The sequence below is a fragment of the Alcanivorax sp. HI0044 genome (assembly GCF_001634945.1).
The window spans coordinates 1-921 of the sequence record NZ_LWEZ01001624.1; the positions used below are offsets into that span (position 1 = coordinate 1).

Here is a 921-nt window from a genome sequence, read left to right on the forward strand (position 1 = left end):
ACACGGCATTCTTCTGCAGCACCCGGTGCCCGCCCAGATCGACGAGCGCGCCTGTTTCGATGCTATCAGCCTGGAAAAGGACGTGGACGGCGTCACCTGTCTTGGCTTTGGTCGCATGAGCATGGGCGAAACCGCCTACGGCTGCGCCACCCCCAAGGGCATCATGCGGTTACTGGAACACTATCAGGTAGAGCTGGAAGGCAAACACGCCGTCGTAGTGGGCCGCAGCGCCATTCTGGGCAAGCCCATGGCCATGATGCTGCTCGAAGCCAATGCCACCGTTACCATCTGCCACAGCCGCACCCAGAACCTGCCGGCCCTGGTGAAGCAGGCCGACATCGTTGTGGGCGCCGTGGGCAAACCGGAATTTATCAAGGCAGACTGGATCAAGGATGGCGCAGTGGTGGTCGATGCCGGCTTCCACCCGCAAAAATGCGGGGATATTGAATTGGCGCCGCTGGTTGATCGCGTCGCTGCCTACACCCCCGTTCCTGGCGGTGTCGGCCCGATGACCATCAACACCCTCATCTTCCAGACCCTGCAATCCGGCGAGAAAGCCTTCGGCTAAACGTCAACCGGGGCGTTCCAGGCGCCCCACTCTTCCTGGTTTCCTGCATCATCTGTGCCCACCCGTCACTGTCATAAAACCGTCAATACCCACCGCTGTCGGGCTGGGTTAGCATCCTTGATGCTGCAGTGATTTTCTCGTTGCAGACCGCCAAAGTGGCAGACCAAGGAGAGCACCATGTCAGGGAAATTCGAGATCGACAAAGCCAGCAATGAGCAGTTCATCTTTCGCCTGAAAGCCGGCAACGGCGAGATCATCCTCGCCAGCGAGCAGTACACCACCAAGACTGCCTGCGAGAACGGTATCGACTCGGTAAGAAAGAACAGCGCCGATGACAGCAATTTCGAACGCAA

2 protein-coding genes are annotated in these 921 nt (G+C 58.8%); both read left to right on the forward strand.

What is annotated here, in order from left to right; translation table 11 throughout:
- The coding region (locus tag A3730_RS24425; RefSeq protein WP_063539170.1) for a bifunctional 5,10-methylene-tetrahydrofolate dehydrogenase/5,10-methylene-tetrahydrofolate cyclohydrolase at positions 1-568 on the forward strand (568 nt) is incomplete at its 5' end.
- A 177-nt stretch (positions 569-745) separates the two neighbouring features.
- Positions 746-921 (forward strand): DUF1508 domain-containing protein (locus A3730_RS29980; protein ID WP_156501337.1); only part of this gene is annotated, 176 nt, incomplete at its 3' end.